The 16,087-nt window shown below is 73.4% G+C and carries 14 protein-coding genes; 12 read left to right on the top strand and 2 right to left on the bottom strand.

Going from position 1 to position 16,087, the window contains the following annotated elements:
- Positions 1 to 73 precede the first annotated feature (73 nt).
- The 4 genes from AS188_RS10980 (at position 74) to AS188_RS10965 (ending at position 5,363) form a co-directional block, all read left to right on the top strand.
- A complete protein-coding gene (locus AS188_RS10980) occupies positions 74 to 1,831 on the top strand; it encodes an LCP family protein (RefSeq protein WP_236944971.1) in 1,758 nt (585 codons plus the stop codon).
- A gap of 166 nt (positions 1,832 to 1,997) precedes the next feature.
- Positions 1,998 to 3,746: a 2-isopropylmalate synthase gene (leuA, locus tag AS188_RS10975; protein WP_058858886.1), complete on the top strand. Its 1,749-nt coding sequence runs from the start codon at positions 1,998 to 2,000 to the stop codon at positions 3,744 to 3,746.
- 102 nt (positions 3,747 to 3,848) lie between these two features.
- Positions 3,849 to 4,601: a DNA repair protein RecO gene (gene recO / locus AS188_RS10970; protein ID WP_058858885.1), complete on the top strand. Its 753-nt coding sequence runs from the start codon at positions 3,849 to 3,851 to the stop codon at positions 4,599 to 4,601.
- A gap of 3 nt (positions 4,602 to 4,604) precedes the next feature.
- The gene (locus AS188_RS10965; RefSeq protein WP_058858884.1) at positions 4,605 to 5,363 is read left to right on the top strand and encodes an isoprenyl transferase; all 759 of its coding nucleotides are present in this window, start codon (positions 4,605 to 4,607) and stop codon (positions 5,361 to 5,363) included.
- Here the strand turns inward: AS188_RS10965 and AS188_RS10960 are convergent.
- On the bottom strand, positions 5,330 to 6,382 hold the full coding sequence (locus AS188_RS10960; RefSeq protein WP_058858883.1) for an alpha/beta hydrolase: 1,053 nt from the start codon (positions 6,380 to 6,382) through the stop codon (positions 5,330 to 5,332). The two genes, AS188_RS10965 and AS188_RS10960, sit on opposite strands and share 34 nt — an antisense overlap.
- A gap of 74 nt (positions 6,383 to 6,456) precedes the next feature.
- Here AS188_RS10960 and AS188_RS10955 point away from each other — a divergent pair, with 74 nt between their 5' ends.
- On the top strand, positions 6,457 to 7,527 hold the full coding sequence (locus AS188_RS10955) for a quinone-dependent dihydroorotate dehydrogenase (RefSeq protein WP_058858882.1): 1,071 nt from the start codon (positions 6,457 to 6,459) through the stop codon (positions 7,525 to 7,527).
- A 98-nt stretch (positions 7,528 to 7,625) separates the two neighbouring features.
- On the opposite strand, the gene AS188_RS10950 is transcribed toward AS188_RS10955, so the two are convergent.
- The gene (locus AS188_RS10950; protein ID WP_058858881.1) at positions 7,626 to 8,186 is read right to left on the bottom strand and encodes a DUF3043 domain-containing protein; all 561 of its coding nucleotides are present in this window, start codon (positions 8,184 to 8,186) and stop codon (positions 7,626 to 7,628) included.
- 121 nt (positions 8,187 to 8,307) lie between these two features.
- Between AS188_RS10950 and AS188_RS10945 the strand changes: the two genes are divergently transcribed.
- The 7 genes from AS188_RS10945 (at position 8,308) to AS188_RS10915 (ending at position 15,951) form a co-directional block, all read left to right on the top strand.
- On the top strand, positions 8,308 to 9,723 hold the full coding sequence (locus tag AS188_RS10945) for a dipeptidase (RefSeq protein WP_058859887.1): 1,416 nt from the start codon (positions 8,308 to 8,310) through the stop codon (positions 9,721 to 9,723).
- An 85-nt stretch (positions 9,724 to 9,808) separates the two neighbouring features.
- On the top strand, positions 9,809 to 10,180 hold the full coding sequence (locus AS188_RS10940; RefSeq protein WP_058858880.1) for a HesB/IscA family protein: 372 nt from the start codon (positions 9,809 to 9,811) through the stop codon (positions 10,178 to 10,180).
- Positions 10,181 to 10,471: 291 nt separating this feature from the next.
- Positions 10,472 to 11,353, top strand: coding sequence for an aa3-type cytochrome oxidase subunit II (ctaC, locus tag AS188_RS10935; protein WP_058858879.1), 882 nt, complete (start codon positions 10,472 to 10,474; stop codon positions 11,351 to 11,353).
- A 9-nt stretch (positions 11,354 to 11,362) separates the two neighbouring features.
- Complete coding sequence (gene ctaD / locus AS188_RS10930; RefSeq protein WP_058858878.1) at positions 11,363 to 13,075, top strand: aa3-type cytochrome oxidase subunit I; 1,713 nt, start codon at positions 11,363 to 11,365, stop codon at positions 13,073 to 13,075.
- Positions 13,076 to 13,079: 4 nt separating this feature from the next.
- Positions 13,080 to 13,484: a cytochrome c oxidase subunit 4 gene (locus tag AS188_RS10925; RefSeq protein ID WP_058858877.1), complete on the top strand. Its 405-nt coding sequence runs from the start codon at positions 13,080 to 13,082 to the stop codon at positions 13,482 to 13,484.
- A 167-nt stretch (positions 13,485 to 13,651) separates the two neighbouring features.
- Positions 13,652 to 14,311: a TetR/AcrR family transcriptional regulator gene (locus tag AS188_RS17240; RefSeq protein WP_058858876.1), complete on the top strand. Its 660-nt coding sequence runs from the start codon at positions 13,652 to 13,654 to the stop codon at positions 14,309 to 14,311.
- A gap of 71 nt (positions 14,312 to 14,382) precedes the next feature.
- Positions 14,383 to 15,951: an MDR family MFS transporter gene (locus AS188_RS10915; protein WP_083529584.1), complete on the top strand. Its 1,569-nt coding sequence runs from the start codon at positions 14,383 to 14,385 to the stop codon at positions 15,949 to 15,951.
- Positions 15,952 to 16,087 lie beyond the last annotated feature (136 nt).

Here is a 16,087-nt window from a genome sequence, read left to right as displayed (position 1 = left end):
CCCTCCCGCCACCCGCCGGGGCGGCCCCCCGCCACCGCACCCCGCCGGTCCCGCCCCCCAGGAGAATCCCCCCGTGTCCACGCCCCCGCCCGGACCCGAGAACCGCGACGCCCGGACCCCCGACGCCCGGACCCCCGAGGCCGACAGCTCCGCCACGGGCGGCCCCGACACGGACGGCTCCGTCACAGGCGGCCCCGGCGCGGACGGCTCCGGCGCGGACGGCTCCGGCGCCGGGCCGGCAGCGCTCGGCCCCGGCACGGCGCCGCACGGCCCCGCACGGCGCGACGACGCGTCCCCCGCGGCCGCCGGCGAGGCCCCCGCACCGGGCAGCGACGCCGGGGCGCCCGCGGCGGCGCGCCCGGACCCGGAGGGGCCCGGCGTCGGGAGCGTCCCGGCCGGCGCCGCGCGGCGGCCCCGGCACCGCAGCCGCTGGGTCGTGCTGGGCCTGCTCGCGGTGCTGCTCGTGCTCCTGGGCGCCGGCGCGGCGGCCGTGTGGCGGCTGCAGTCGAACCTGAGCACGTCCCCGCTGGACCTCGGCGGCGGCGAGAAGGTCGAGAACGGGCCGCTGGACATCCTCGTCATGGGCACCGACACCCGGGAGGGGGATGGCAACGACGCCTACGGCGACGACGAGGACAGCTCCGGGGCCGGGCTCACCGACGTGATGATGCTCGTCCACGTCCCCGAGGACCGGCAGGACGTCACCGTGGTCTCCTTCCCCCGCGACCTCGTCGTCGACCTCCCGCAGTGCACCGACCCGGAGTCCGGCCGCACCCACCCCGCGGAGGAGGACGCGATGCTCAACTCCGCCATCGCCAACGGGGGCCCCGGCTGCACGGTCGCGACCCTCAACGAGCTCACGGGGCTGAGCATCGACCACTTCATGCTCGCCGACTTCCAGGCCGTCAAGGAGCTCTCCACCGCGGTCGGCGGGGTCGAGGTGTGCGTCAACGAGGCGGTCGAGGACCCCAAGTCCGGCCTCGACCTGCCCGCGGGCGTCTCCGCGGTCGAGGGCGAGCAGGCCCTGGCCTTCCTCCGCAGCCGCGCCGCCTTCGGCGACGGCGGGGACCAGAGCCGCATCCGCTCCCAGCAGTCCTTCCTCGCCTCGCTGGCCCGCAAGGTCCGCGAGGAGGGGACCCTCACCGACCTGCCCCGCCTCTACACGATCGCCGACGTCGCCACCCGCAACCTCCACGTCGACGACGACCTCGGCTCCGTGCCGACGATGGTGGGGCTCGCCACCGCGCTGCGCGGCTTCGACCTCGCCGGCACCGCCTTCGTGACCGTGCCGACCGAGCCCTACGCGCTCGACCCCAACCGCCTGCAGCTCGACGAGGAGGCCGCCGGCGACCTCTTCGAGCGTCTGCGCGAGGACCGCTCGCTCACGGACGCCCCCGATCCGGCGGCCACGCCGTCGTCGTCGCCGACCGGGGCCGGCACCCCGGAGCAGACCCCGTCCGTGGACCGCGCCGCCGTGCCCCTGACCGTGGCCGACGCCTCCGGCGTCGAGGACCGCGACCGCGAGGTCGCCGAGCTGCTCGAGGACGAGGGCTGGGCGCCCGAGCCGATCGGTGCCGTGACGGCCCCGCTGCCCACCACCCAGGTCTTCTTCGGGCCCGGCTGGTACGGGCCGGCCGCCGAGGTCGCCGAGCAGCTCGGCGTGCCCTCCGCCCAGCTCGTGCCCACCACCACGATCGACGGGGTGCAGGTCTCCGTGGGCGGCAACTTCACCGAGGGGGAGCGCCTGGAGACGGGCTCCGTGCTGCCCGGCGACCTGCAGGGCCAGACCGCCGACCAGGTCACCTGCCAGCAGGCCGCCGGCGACTGGTGACCGGGGACGCGCCCGGGCCGCGTGATACGTTGGACACATGCGGACACGGACGCTCCTCCTTAGCTGCCGCAACGGGGCCTGAACCGTCGTCGACCGGCCGGCCTCCCGTTGCGGAGTCGCTGACGCCCGGCCACCCACGACCTCCCAGCAGAACAGGACCGTCCCCATGCAGAACCTGCAGCAGCCCTCCGGCATGCCGGCCCACAAGTACGTCCCGTACCACGAGCAGTTCCGGGTGCACCTGCCCGACCGGACGTGGCCCGACCGGGTGCTCACCGAGGCCCCCCGCTGGTGCGCCGTCGACCTGCGCGACGGCAACCAGGCCCTGATCGACCCCATGAACTCCGACCGCAAGCTGAAGATGTTCGAGCTGCTGGTGCGGATGGGCTACAAGGAGATCGAGGTCGGCTTCCCCTCCGCCTCCCAGACGGACTTCGACTTCGTGCGCCGGCTGATCGAGGAGGACCGGATCCCCGACGACGTCACGATCCAGGTCCTCACCCAGTCCCGCGAGCACCTCATCGAGCGCACCTACGAGGCGATCGAGGGCGCCGACCGGGCCATCGTGCACCTGTACAACTCGACCTCCACGCTGCAGCGGCGCGTGGTCTTCGGCCAGGACATGGACGGGATCGTCGACATCGCCCTGACCGGCGCCCGCCTGTGCCTCAAGCACGAGGAGCAGCTGCGCGGCACCGAGGTCACCTACCAGTACTCGCCGGAGTCCTACACGGGCACCGAGCTGGAGTTCGCCGCGCGCATCGCCAACGCCGTCGCCGAGACCTTCGAGATCGGCCCGGGCCGCGAGATGATCCTCAACCTGCCCGCGACCGTGGAGATGACCACGCCCAACGTCTACGCCGACTCGATCGAGTGGATGAGCCGCAACCTCTACAACCGCGAGGCGACGATCCTGTCCCTGCACCCGCACAACGACCGCGGCACCGGCGTGGCCGCCGCCGAGCTGGGCTACCTCGCCGGCGCCGACCGGATCGAGGGCTGCCTGTTCGGCAACGGCGAGCGCACCGGCAACGTGGACCTCGTCACCCTGGGCCTGAACCTGCTCACCCAGGGCGTGGACCCCCAGATCGACTTCTCGGACATCGACGAGATCCGCCGCACCGTCGAGTACTGCAACCAGCTGCCCGTGCCCGAGCGCTCCCCGTACGGCGGGGACCTCGTGTTCACCGCGTTCTCGGGCTCGCACCAGGACGCCATCAAGAAGGGCTTCGAGGCCATGGAGCGCGACGCCGCGGCCCAGGGCTGCGGGGTCGACGACCTGCCGTGGGCCGTGCCCTACCTGCCGATCGACCCGAAGGACCTGGGCCGGACCTACGAGGCGGTCATCCGGGTGAACTCCCAGTCCGGCAAGGGCGGGGTGGCCTACCTGCTCAAGCATGAGCACGGGCTCGACCTGCCCCGCCGGGCGCAGATCGAGTTCTCCCGCGCGGTCCAGGAGCACACCGACACCGCCGGCGGGGAGATCTCCGGGGCCGACCTGTGGCGGGTGTTCACCGACGAGTACCTGCCCGCCCCGCAGGAGGGCGGCCCGCAGCGCTGGGGCCGCTACCGGATCACGAGCCTGAGCACCGCGACCTCCGAGGAGGGCGGGGAGACGACGCTCGAGGTCGGCCTCGACGTCGACGGTGTCGCCCACCACCGCACCGGCCACGGCAACGGACCGATCGAGGCGCTGCTGGGCGTCTTCGCCGCCGAGGGCGTGGACGTGCGCGTGCTCGACTACAGCGAGCACGCCCTCTCCGCCGGCGGCGACGCCCAGGCGGCCAGCTACGTCGAGGCCGCGGTGGGGGACCGGGTCCTGTGGGGTGTCGGGATCGACGCCAACACCACCCGCGCGTCCCTGAAGGCCGTCGTCTCCGCGGTCAACCGCGCGGTGCGCGACGCCCAGGCCTGAGCCGAGCACGCCCGTGGGCGCGGTCCCCTCCGCGGGGACCGCGCCCACGGGCCTCCCCGGCGCCGGGCCCGCGGTGTCGGCGGCCCGTGGGAGAATGGGCCGGTGGCCAGGACGACCTTCGCATCGCGCAGCTATCGGGACGACGCCGTGGTCCTGCGCACCTACACGCTGGGGGAGGCCGACCGGATCGTCGTGCTGCTGACCCGCGACCACGGCCAGGTCCGCGCCGTGGCCAAGGGCGTGCGCCGCACCACCTCCCGCTTCGGCTCGCGCCTGGAGCCGTTCAACGTCGCCGAGCTGCAGCTGGTCTCCGGGCGCAACCTCGACATCGTCTCCCAGGCCCTGGGCAAGCGCGGCTACGGCTCCGCGATCGCCGCCGACTACGCCAAGTACACCGCCGCGGCCGCCATGGCCGAGGCCGCCGAGAAGCTCACGGAGAGCGACGACGAGTCCGCCGCCCAGCAGTACCGGCTGCTCACCGGCGCCCTCTCCGCCCTCGCCCGCGGCCTGCACGAACCCGGCGCGGTCCTCGACTCCTACCTGCTGCGCGCGGTCTCGACCGCCGGCTGGGCGCCGAGCTTCACCGACTGCGCCCGCTGCGGCGCCCCCGGTCCGCACGAGGCCTTCTCCGCACCGCTGGGCGGGGTCGTGTGCCCGGCCTGCCGCCCGCCCGGCTCGGCGGCCCCGGACCCGGCCGTGCTCGCCCACCTCGCCGCGCTGCTGACCGGGGACTGGGAGCGCATCGACGCCGCCGAGCCGCGCACCGGGCGGGCCGCCGCCGGGATCGTCGCCGCCTACGTACAGTGGCACCTGGAGAGGGCCGTGAAGGCCCTGAACCTCGTGGAACGGAGCTGACCCATGCCCGGCTTTGCCGCCCCGCCCCCGCATCCCAGCGGAGCGACCGCCCCGCCCGTGCCGCCGCAGTTCGTGCCGCGGCACGTGGCGGTGGTCATGGACGGCAACGGACGCTGGGCCAACCAGCGCGGGCTGCCGCGCAACGAGGGCCACAAGGCGGGGGAGGCCGCGCTCGTCGAGGTCGTGGCCGGTGCCATCGAGATGGGCATCCCGTACGTGAGCGCCTACGCCTTCTCCACCGAGAACTGGAAGCGCTCCCTCGACGAGGTCACGTTCCTCATGAACTACACCGCCGACGTCATGGAGCGGCGCCTGGAGACCTTCCAGGAGTGGGGCGTGCGCATCCGCTGGGCCGGGCGCCGGCCCCGGCTGTGGCGCTCCGTGATCAACCGGCTCGAGGAGGCCGAGCGCACGACCGCCGGCAACGACGCCGTCACCCTCACCATGTGCGTCAACTACGGCGGACGGGCGGAGATCGCCGACGCCGCGGCCGCGATGGCCGCCGACGCCCGTGCGGGCCGGCTGGACCCGCGGAGGATCACGGAGGAGACGGTCCAGCGCTACCTCGACGAGCCGGACCTGCCGGACGTCGACCTGTTCCTGCGCTCCTCGGGGGAGCAGCGGATCTCCAACTTCCTGCTGTGGCAGTCGGCCTACGCCGAGCTCGTCTTCCAGGACGTGCTGTGGCCCGACGTCGACCGCCGCACCCTGTGGGAGGCGGTGGAGGTCTACGCCCGCCGCGACCGCCGGTACGCCCGCTGAGCCCCGGGGCGCCCGCCCGCCCCGGCCACGCCCTCCAGCCAGGCCACGAGGTCGCGCTGCGCCGCGCGGCGCACCGGCTCCCGCGACAGGTGGACGTCGTGCACCGCCCCCTCGTAGCTGCGCACCACCACGTGCGGGCCGAGGTCCCGGGCGTGCCGGCGGATCTGCCGCACGTCGAGCACGGTGTCCGCCGAGCGCATCCGCTCCGACCACCAGGGGCGGATCCAGGAGCGCGCCGAGACCTGGAGCAGCACGGGAACCTGAAGGTTCAGCCCCTCCACGACCTCGAGCTGAGCCTGAAGGACAGCGTTCAGCCAGCCCGGGGTGAGCGCGAAGCTCGTCTCCGGGCGCCAGCGCGGGTCGATCGGCCACTCGCCCTCGGCGTGGTGGCTGATCACCCGGTAGTAGTGGCTGCGCAACCGCAGCCGCAGCTCCCGCTCGGGGCGGCGGCGGGCGAGCGGCCCCAGCACCCGGCGCAGCAGCCGGCCCACCACGTCGGCCCCGTGGGGCCCCAGCCACGGGGCGTTGAGGGCCAGCCCGTCGAGGCGGCCGGGGTGGTGGGCCGCCCACAGGGCCGCGGTCAGCCCGCCCGTGGAGTGGCCCATCAGCACGAGCTTCCCGCCCGGGCCGGGGGCCCCGTCCTCGGCGAGGACCTCCAGGGCCGCCGCCACGTCGTCGTCGTAGTCGCGCAGGTCGGTCGTGTGCCCGGGCGGGCCCTCGGGCACGCGCAGCACCTCGTCGGTGAGGTTGCGCCCGTACCCGTGCAGGTCCAGGGCGTAGAACGACCAGCCGGCCGCCGTCACGGCGCGGGCGAGCTCGGCGTTGAAGAAGTAGTCGGACCATCCGTGCAGGTACAGCACCGCGCCGTGGGGGCGCGCCGCGGACGCCCGGGCCTCCGGGCGGTGGCGCACGACCGTGGCCGTCGTGTGCGGGGCCGAGCCCGCCGCCAGGTCCACCGTCCGCGCCGTGAACCCGGGCCCGAGCACGTCGGGCTCCCAGCCGTCCGCCGCTGTGCTCATCGGTCCTCGTTCCGCCGGGGCCCCGCCGATGCCGGCCCGCGGGAGCCGCGCGGGCCCTGTGGAAGACTGGGCCCATGCGCTTCTACCCTATGTTCTTCCAGGCCGTCTTCTCCCGGATGGACGCGGAACGGGCCCACCGGATCGGCTTCGCCGGGATCCGGGCGGCCGGGGCCACGCCCCTCGGCGCGGTCCTGCGCGCCCGCACCCGCCCCGACCCCGGCGCCGAGGTGCGGGCCATGGGCCTGCGCTTCCCCTCGCCGTTCGGCCTGGCCGCCGGCTTCGACAAGGGCGCGGAGGGCATCGGGGCGCTGGCCGACCTCGGCTTCGGGCACGTGGAGATCGGCACCGTCACCGCGCAGGCACAGCCCGGCAACCCCCGGCCCCGGCTGTTCCGCCTCGTGCGGGACCGGGCGGTCGTCAACCGGATGGGGTTCAACAACGACGGCGCCGAGGCGGTCGCCCCCCGGCTCGCCGCGGCCCGCCGCCGTCTCGGGCGCGAGCACCCCGGCCGGGCCCGGCCCGTCGTCGGGGTGAACATCGGCAAGACCAAGCTCGTCCCGCTCGAGGACGCTGTCGAGGACTACCTGCGCTCGACCCGGGTCCTCGCCCCGCTGGCGGACTACCTCGTCGTCAACGTCTCCTCCCCGAACACCCCCGGGCTGCGGCAGCTGCAGGAGATCGAGAGCCTGCGCCCGCTGCTGCGCGCCGTCGGCGAGGCCGCGGACGGCGCCGCCGGGCGGCACGTGCCGCTGCTGGTGAAGATCGCCCCCGACCTCACCGACGAGGACGTCCTCGCGGTCGCCGACCTCGCCCTGGACCTCGGCCTCGACGGCGTGGTGGCCACCAACACCACGACCGCCCGCGAGGGCCTCGCCTCGGACCCCGCCGAGGTCGAGGCCTGCGGGGCCGGCGGGCTCTCCGGGGCGCCGCTGCGCCGGCGCTCCCTCGAGGTGCTGCGGCTGCTGCGGGAGCGGGCGGGGGACCGGCTCACCCTCGTCTCGGTCGGCGGGGTGACCACCGCGGAGGACGTCCGCGAGCGCCTGGACGCGGGCGCGACCCTCGTCCAGGGCTACACCGCCTTCCTCTACGAGGGCCCGTTCTGGGCGCACCGGATCAACCGGGGTCTGGCCCGCGCCCGGCGCTGAACCACTCCCGAACGGGCACGGACCCCGGAACGGGAACCGCCCCCGGACCTCGCACGAGGTCCGGGGGCGGTGCGCCTTCCGGGGGAGCGGCGGCCTGCTCAGGCGGGCCGATCGCCCCGCTTCACCTGGGGGCGGGGCAGGCGCAGGCGGCGCATCGAGAACGCGCGCATCGCCGCGTACCAGCGCACGCCGGGCTCCACGTCGCCGAACCTCGCCCGCATGGCCTTCTTCATCCGCCCGGTCGTGACGACGGCATCGACGATCCCCAGGACCATCAGGGCCCAGATGACGTAGACGCCGTAGGCGGCGACGTTCTGGTTCGGGAAGAACAGGACGAACAGGGCCACGACCGCGACGACGAGCAGGTACTCGCCGAGGTTGAAGCGGGAGTCGATCCAGTCGCGCGCGAAGCGGCGCTGCGGGCCGCGGTCGCGCGGGCCCAGGAACCGCTCGTCGCCCGCGGCCAGGCCCGCCTGCGCGCGCAGCCGCTGCTCGCGGGCGGCGTCCCGGGACTGGGCCTTGGCGGCCTTGCGGTCCTCCGGCACCAGCGGTCGCCGCCGGGCGGCCTCCCGCTCGCGCCGGCTCGGGGTGGGCCGGCCCTTGCCGGGGGTCTGCCGGGGGGCGGGCACGGCCTCGTCGGCGGGCGGCTGCGCCGTCACCGACGTGGAACCCGCACGGTCTGCGTCCTTCTTGCGTCCAAACACCCGTCAAGGATAGCCGACCGGCCCCTCCGGCCGGCCCGGCGGCGGCACGGGGCGGGGCGGACGTAGGGTGTTCGGCATGACCGAGTCCTGGACCCCGCCCCCGTCCCTGCCCGTCGAGGCCGTCCGCGAGGCCGTGCGCGCCGGCATGCCGCGCACCGTCGAGCAGCTGCGCGAGCTCGTGGCGATCCCCGGCATCGCGTGGGAGAGCTTCGACCCCGGGCAGCTCGAGCGCAGCGCCCGCGCGGTGGCCGCGCTGCTCGAGGAGGCCGGGCTGGACGAGGTCGAGATCCTCCGGGTGCCCCACGCCGGGGGACCGGGCCGGCCGGCCGTGGTCGCCCGCCGCCGCGCGGCCCCCGGGCGCCCGACGGTGCTGCTCTACGCCCACCACGACGTCCAGCCCCCCGGCCGGCGGGAGCTGTGGCACTCCGACCCGTTCACGGCCGAGGAGCGCGACGGGCGCCTCTACGGCCGCGGGGCGGCCGACGACAAGGCCGGTGTCATGGCCCACGTGGCCGCCCTGCGCGTGCTCGACGCCGTCGCGGGGGAGGACGCCGGCCTCGGCGTGACCGTGTTCGTCGAGGGGGAGGAGGAGGCCGGTTCGCCCTCGTTCCGTGCGTTCCTCGAGGCCTATCGCGACCGGCTGGCCGCGGACGTGATCGTCATCGCGGACTCCGCCAACTGGGAGGTCGGGGTGCCCGCCCTCACCACGAGCCTGCGGGGCGTGGTCGGGGCCGTGGTGGAGGTCTCCGTGCTGGCCCACGCCGTGCACTCGGGGATGTACGGCGGGCCGCTGCTCGACGCCCCGACCCTGCTCTCCCGGCTGGTCGCGACCCTGCACGACGACGACGGCGCCGTCGCCGTCGAGGGGCTGCACGCCGAGGACGGCACCGACCTCGTCTACGACGAGGACCGGTTCCGCGCCGACGCCGCCGTGCTCGACGGGGTGCGGCTGGCCGGGCGGGGGTCGGTGGCCTCCCGGCTGTGGACCCGGCCGGCGCTGTCGGTCACGGGCATGGACGTCACCCCCGTGGACGTCGCCTCGAACACCATCGCGCCCTCGGCCCGGGCCCGGCTGAGCCTGCGGATCGCCCCGGGCCAGGACCCCGCCGCCGCCGCGGAGGCGCTGCGCCGGCACCTGCTCGAGCACGCCCCCTTCGGCGCCCGCGTGGACGTGCGGATCGAGGAGACCGGCCAGCCCTTCCGCACCGACATGTCCTCCCCGGCCGCCCGGGCCATGCAGTGGGCCCTGGGGCAGGCCTGGGGCCGCCCGCCCGTGGAGACGGGCGTGGGCGGGTCCATCCCCTTCACGGCCGACCTCACCGAGGTCTACCCCGGCGCCGACATCCTCATCACCGGCGTCGAGGACCCCGACTCCCGGGCCCACGGCGCCGACGAGTCCCTGCACCTGGGGGAGTTCGAGCGGGCCGTCGTCGCCGAGGCGCTGCTGCTGCTCGCCCTCGACGCGGCCCACGGCCCCGCCGGGCGGGAATGATCCGCGCCGCGGGGCCGTTGTGCCCCGTGGTAGACCCGTCGCCGGTCCCGGGCCGCGCGGCACCCATCCACAGAAAGTGAGCATCATGAGCGTCACGACCGACAACGGCGCCGCAGTGGACGGCCTCCCGGCCCACGGCGTCCAGCTGACCGAGGTGGCCTCCGAGAAGGTCCGCGCCCTGCTCGAGCAGGAGGGCCGCACCGACCTGCGCCTGCGCGTGGCCGTGCAGCCCGGCGGCTGCTCCGGGCTGATCTACCAGCTCTACTTCGACGAGCGCATCCTCGACGGGGACGCCGTGCGCGACTTCGGGGGCGTCGAGGTCATCGTGGACAAGATGAGCGTGCCCTACCTCGAGGGCTCGACCATCGACTTCGAGGACTCCATCTCCAAGCAGGGCTTCTCGATCGACAACCCCAACGCGGGCGGCTCCTGCGCCTGCGGCGACTCCTTCCACTGAGCCCCGCGCCGCCGCCGGCCGAGCCCTGAGCCGCCGGGGTCCGGCACCCCTGCGGAGCGCTCCCACGAGGCCCGCCGTCCGACCGGACGGCGGGCCTCCGTCGTGCCCGCGGGAGCCCGTCCGCGGCGGCCCGCGGGCGACCCCGCCGACACTGACACAGTGTCAGCAGATGTCGTCGACTGGGGGTAAGCTCGGAGGGAAACAATCCGGCTGACCGTGTCCGACGTCCTCGGGGTCCGGGGTCCACGGCGCGCAGGCGACGAGCACGAGATAGAAGAGGAAGGGCCGTCTGTGAGTTCGCACACACGAACCGACAGCCGCTTTCGCCGCACGGCGAAGGCGTCGGCGGTAGCAGTCCTGGCAGCGACCGCGCTGACCGGATGCGCGGAGGAGGCGAAGCTCGGGTGGATGCCCACCGAGCGGGGCACGACCGACAACGCTGATCTGATCCTCGACCTGTGGGTCGGGTCCTGGATCGCGGCACTGGCCGTGGGCCTGCTGACCTGGGCGCTGATGCTGTGGTGCATGATCGCCTACCGGCGCCGGAAGAACGAGGCCGGCTACCCCCGTCAGGTCGCCTACCACGCGCCCCTCGAGGTCTTCTACACCATCGTGCCGATCGCCATGATCGTCTCCCTGTTCTTCTTCACGGAGCGCACCCAGTCGGAGATCACCGAGCGCCACGACGACCCGGACACCGTCGTCCAGGTCTACGGCAAGCAGTGGGCGTGGGACTTCAACTACCTCAGCGACGACGTCTGGGACACCGGCATCCAGGGCCACCTCGACGGCGAGGAGGGCGTCCCGGACCGGGTGCCGACCCTCTACCTGCCCTCGAACAGCGAGGTCGAGCTGCAGGTCACCTCCCGCGACGTCATCCACTCGTTCTGGGTCCCCGCGTTCCTCGAGAAGGCCGACATGTTCCCCGGCCGGACCAACTACATCAGCATCACCACGGGCCGTGAGGGCGAGTTCTACGGCAAGTGCGCCGAGTTCTGCGGCGAGTACCACTCCGAGATGCTGTTCAACGTCGCCGTGGTCGACCAGGCGGAGTACGACGCGCACATCCAGTCCCTGCGCGACGCCGGCCAGACCGGTGCGCTGGGCGAGGAGTACAGCCGCGACTCCTACCCGGGCGCGGAAGACCAGCACTCAGAAACTGCGTTCAACTAAGGAGTTCCGGTGTCGACACTCGAGTATTCACGGGACGAGGCCGCCGCGGTCGCTCCGCGCGTCGTGCCTCGCTCCAAGGGACGTCTGATCGTCAACTGGATCACGTCCACGGACCACAAGACCATCGGGTACATGTACCTGATCTCCTCCTTCACGTTCTTCTGCATCGCCGGTGTCATGGCGCTGCTGATCCGTGCCGAGCTCTTCGAGCCGGGCATGCAGGTCCTGGAGACGAAGGAGCAGTACAACCAGCTGTTCACCATGCACGGCACGCTGATGCTGCTGATGTTCGGCACCCCGCTGTTCGCCGGCTTCGCCAACGTCATCGTCCCGCTGCAGATCGGCGCCCCCGACGTCGCCTTCCCGCGGCTGAACGCCCTGGCCTTCTGGTTCTTCCTCTTCGGCTCCCTGGTGGCCCTCGCCGGGTTCATCACCCCGCAGGGTGCGGCGTCCTTCGGCTGGTTCGCCTACACCCCGCTGTCCAACTCGTCCTTCTCCCCGGGCGCCGGCGGCAACCTGTGGGTGTTCGGCCTGGCCCTGCAGGGCTTCGGCACGATCATGGGCGCGGTCAACTTCATCACCACGATCATCGCGATGCGCGCCCCCGGCATGACCGTGTGGCGCATGGGCCTGTTCACCTGGAACGCCCTGATCACCTCGCTGCTGATCGTCATGGTCTTCCCGCCCCTGGCCGCGGCCCTGTTCGCCCTGGGCATGGACCGCACCCTCGGCGGGCACATCTTCGACCCGGCCAACGGGGGAGCGGTGCTGTGGCAGCACCTGTTCTGGTTCTTCGGCCACCCCGAGGTCTACGTGCTGGCGCTGCCGTTCTTCGGCATCGTCTCCGAGATCATCCCGGTGTTCTCCCGCAAGCCGCTGTTCGGCTACAAGGGCCTGGTCTTCGCGACCATCGCCATCGCCGCCCTGTCGGTGACCGTGTGGGCCCACCACATGTACGTCACCGGTGCGGTGATGCTGTCCTTCTTCGCGTTCATGACGATGATGATCGCGGTGCCCACCGGCGTGAAGTTCTTCAACTGGATCGGCACCATGTGGCAGGGCTCGATCACCTTCGAGACCCCCATGCTGTGGGTGCTCGGCTTCCTGTTCACCTTCCTGTTCGGCGGTCTCACCGGCGTGATCCTGGCGACCCCGCCGCTGGACTTCCACGTCTCGGACTCCTACTTCGTGGTCGCCCACTTCCACTACGTGGTCTTCGGCACCGTGGTGTTCGGCATGTTCGCCGGGTTCTACTTCTGGTGGCCGAAGTGGACCGGCTACATGCTCAACGAGCGGATCGGCAAGATCCACTTCTGGCTGCTGTTCCTGGGCTTCCACATGACCTTCCTCATCCAGCACTGGCTGGGCGTGGACGGCATGCCCCGCCGCTACGCGGACTACCTGCCCGAGGACGGGTTCACCTGGATGAACCAGATCTCCACGGTCGGGTCCATGCTGCTCGGCGTGTCCATGATCCCGTTCTTCTACAACGTGTGGACCACCCACCGCAACGGCAAGAAGGTCGAGGTCGACGACCCGTGGGGCTTCGGCGGATCGCTCGAGTGGGCGACGTCCTGCCCGCCCCCGCGGCACAATTTCACCTCGCTGCCCCGGATCCGCTCCGAGCGCCCGGCGCTGGACCTCCACCACCCGGAACTGGCCGCGGAGTCCCCGCAGCAGTCTCCGGTCGACGACGCCGCCATGGCCACGCGGAAGGGCTGAGCACATGAAGCTGTCCATCAAACTGTTCGTCCTGCTCGGCGTCTTCACCCTGATCGTGGCGGTCGTCTACGGCTTCCTCACGCAGTTCCAGGAGCTCGTCGGCTTCCCGGCCCTGCTGGCCACCTCCGCGATGTCCTTCATGCTCGCGGTCTACCTGTGGCTCACCGAGCGCAGCACCGGCGGCATCCTGCCCGAGGACAAGCTCGACGGCGAGATCGTCGAGTCCGCCGGTGAGTACGGCCACTTCTCCCCGTGGAGCTGGTGGCCCATCGCCCTCGGTGCCGGCGCCGCCCTCGGCGTGATCGCCCTGGCCATGGGCTGGTGGATCATGATGCTGGCGCTGCCCCTCGTGGCGGTGGCCCTCGTCGGGCTCATCTTCGAGTACTCCCGCGGCGACCACGCGCACTGACCCGCGCGCCCGCCCGCACCGGAGGCCCCGGACACCACCTGGTGTCCGGGGCCTCCGGCGTGTCCGGCTCGCGGCGGCCTGTGCCGTCCCGCACCAGCCCACTCCGTCCCCACCCGCGGGATACGTGCAGTTGTGCATAAAGTGCAGTAGTGCAAAAAAGGGCGGCCATGACATCGATTCCACCGGCCTCCCTGCGCGAGCGCAAGAAGGCCGAGACCTGGACGGCCATCCACGAGGCGGCCGCGTCCTTGGCCCTCGACCGGGGCCTGGAGCGCACCACGGTCGAGGCCGTCGCCGAGCGCGCCGGGATCTCCCCGCGCACGTTCTTCAACTACTTCCCGTCCAAGGACGACGCGGTCCTCGGGATGCGCGCCCCCGTGCTGGACCCGGCCCTGCTGGACGACCTCGACCCCGGGCACGAACTCCTGGAGCAGGTGACCCGGCTGCTGCTGGCCGTCGCCCGCACCGCCTACGCGGGCGGGAACCGCGGCCGCCGCCGCCGGCTCGTCCAGCAGTACCCGCAGCTGGGCCAGCGCCGCCGGGAGCACGCGGAGGAGGCCGAGGAGCTCGTGCGCCGCGCCCTGGCGGACCGGCTCGCCGCCGACCCGCCCTGGGCGGCCGGATCCGCCGAGGAGGCCGGCGCGGAGGCGGCAGGGGCGGAGGCGGCAGGGGCGGACGAGCTGGCGCGGATGGTCGTGCTGCTCGCCGGCGTCCCCCTGCGCTTCGCGCTGTCCTCGCCCGCCCACGCCGCCGAGGCCGGCCTGACCGCCGAGGCCCTCGAGGCGTCCCTCGCCCTGTTCCGGCGCGTCCGGAGGGTCCTCCCGTGAGCCGCACCCCGGCCCACCGGGCGGAGCCCGCGGAGCGGACACAGCACCTCGGGCTGCTGTTCGTCGGCCTGATGCTCTCGATGCTGCTGGCGGCCCTGAACCAGACGGTGCTCAGCACCGCACTGCCCACCATCGTGGGGGAGCTCGACGGCGTGGACGAGATGGTGTGGGTGATCACCGCCTACATCCTGGCCTCGACCATCACGATGCCCGTCTACGGCAAGCTCGGAGACCTGATGGGCCGCAAGCCGCTGCTCGTCACGGCGATCCTGCTGTTCATGGCCGGCTCCGTCGTCGGCGCCCTCGCGGGCACGATCGACGTGCTGATCGTCGCCCGGGTCTTCCAGGGGCTGGGCGGCGGCGGCCTGATGATCCTGGCCCAGGCGACCATCGCCGACGTCGTCCCGGCCCGGGAGCGCGGGAAGTACATGGGCGTGATGGGCGGCGTGTTCGCCCTGGCCTCGGTGGCCGGCCCGCTGCTCGGCGGCTTCGTCACCGAGGGACCCGGGTGGCGCTGGGCGTTCTGGATCAACATCCCGCTCGGGCTGCTGGCCCTCGCGGGCGCCGTCCTGTTCCTGCACCTGCCCCGGCACGGGGAGCGGCCACGCCTGGACGTCGCCGGCATGGTCCTGCTCGCCGTGGCCACCACGTGCCTCGTGCTCTTCGCCACCTGGGGCGGGAGCCGGTACGAGTGGACCGATCCCGTGATCCTGGCACTGGTCGCCGGCACGGTGGCGGCGGGCGCCGCGTTCGTGGCCGTGGAGCGGCGCACGGCCGAGCCCATCATCCCGATGCACCTGTTCGGCGAGGCGAACTTCAACCTCACGACCGTGGCCGGTCTGCTCATCGGCGTCGCGATGTTCGGGGCCATCGGGTACATGCCCACGTACCTGCAGATGGTCCACGGCGTGGACGCCACCGCGTCGGGGCTGCTGATGGTCCCGATGATGGGCGCGCTGCTGGTCGCCTCGACGCTGTCGGGCCAGCTCGTCAGCCGCACCGGGCGCTACAAGTGGATGCCGATCGCGGGCAGCCTCGTGGTCGCCGCCGGGCTGGCGCTGCTGTCCACCCTCACGGCCGGGGACGCGCTGTGGCACCTGTGCGTGTTCATCGCTGTCCTGGGGCTGGGCCTGGGGCTGTCCATGCAGATCCTCGTGCTCATCGTGCAGAACACCTTCCCCCTGCGACAGGTCGGCACCGCCACCGCGGCCAACAACTACTTCCGCCAGATCGGGGCCACTCTCGGCTCCGCGGTCGTGGGCAGCGTCTTCGCGGGCCGGCTGACCGACCTCATGGCGCAGCGGCTGCCCGCGCAGGGCGGAACGGCGGCGAGCACGAACTCGCTGACCCCGGCCGTGGTCGCCGGCCTGCCGGAAGCCGTGCGGGCCCCGGTCGTCAGCTCCTACAACGACGCCCTGACGCCGATCTTCCTGTGGATCGTGCCGCTGGCCCTGGTGGCCGCGCTGCTGCTGTGCTTCGTGCGGGAGAAGGAGCTCGCCACGTCGCTCGAGCGGGTCGTCGAGGGCGAGGCGGTCGGCGAGGGAGAGGCCCTCGTGCCCCCGCCCGCCGTCGATGAGCGGGCGGGCCGCGACGCGACCGTCCCGCCGAGGGGTCCGGTCCGCAGCACCGCCGACCGCTGATCCGGTCCGTTCCGCAGGGCCCCGCCCGCGCACCTCGTGCGGGCGGGGCCCTGCGGCATGCGCATCCGGGCCACCGCGCGGACCGCCTCGCGCCGGCCGCGGCAGCACCACGGCGGCGTCCCCGGAGCGCCCGCCG

The sequence above is a fragment of the Kocuria flava genome (genome assembly GCF_001482365.1).
Taxonomy (GTDB): domain Bacteria; phylum Actinomycetota; class Actinomycetes; order Actinomycetales; family Micrococcaceae; genus Kocuria; species Kocuria flava.
The sequence above is the reverse complement of the archived record's forward strand: the minus strand, read 5'-3'. Positions and strand labels throughout refer to the sequence as shown.